The sequence below is a fragment of the Candidatus Dependentiae bacterium genome (assembly GCA_026389065.1).
Taxonomy (GTDB): Bacteria; Babelota; Babeliae; order Babelales; family Chromulinivoraceae; genus JACPFN01.
The window spans coordinates 1-820 of record JAPLIP010000003.1; the positions used below are offsets into that span (position 1 = coordinate 1).

At 35.4% G+C, this 820-nt stretch carries 1 protein-coding gene; it reads left to right on the forward strand.

All coding sequences use genetic code 11. From position 1 onward, the window contains the following. Positions 1-316: 316 nt before the first annotated feature. A partial coding sequence (locus tag NTU89_00060; protein ID MCX5922945.1) for a hypothetical protein occupies positions 317-820 on the forward strand: 504 nt, incomplete at its 3' end.

Genomic DNA, 820 nt, shown 5'->3' on the forward strand with positions numbered 1-820 from the left:
TAAAAATAGCAAGCTTGTTGCCAGAAGTGATTGTTTTTTTGAAAACATAATCTGTCCTTAGTTTTTAATAAAAATCAATATTTTTAGTGTATGCAAACTAAGTGGTAAGGCAAGATAAAAAATAGTTCAAAAAGCCGTGGTGCATAGAAATATGTGACCGCGGCTTTTTCATTTCTTAAGTAAAAGCTGAGCGTTTTTGGCTCTGGAAAAGCATTTTTTCAGGGGGGGGGGGTAAACCATTGTTTTTGGTTGAGCGCTTTTGTTAGGGTAGAAATATAGGTCTCCATGGGGGGATAAAAAATAAAGGGAACATGCAATGTCTACAAATCAAAAATATCTATTTTGCGTACTCAGTCTGCTGGTAAGCAGTCAGGCTGTGGGTATGAAAAAAACTAGCACTCAGCTTGGTCGAGCTGGTACAACGTCTCTGGGACAATATCTACAAGGAGTCGGATCTAAAGCATCGTCTTATTTTAGCAGCCCGTCTAATCCAGCATCAACAGTATTAAATGAAGAAGATACTAATCCTGAAGATCTGAAATTCCCTTTTGATAGTTATAAGATTAATAAGTATGAACCTGTTATGGAAAGGAATGATTTCAGAGATCAGAATAGAGTAGATATACACACTAATATGCATCAATCTAACAAAATTTACCAAGCAAGGATGAATGATCTTCAGAAAGCCATAGAAGACATAAAGAATGTAAAAGCTGGCAATAATACAACAGAAAATTTTCAAAGAATGGTAGATCTAAATAATAAAATTAACTACCTAGCTCAAGAATTAAATGCTAGGCATGAGTTCTTCATGGCCTCA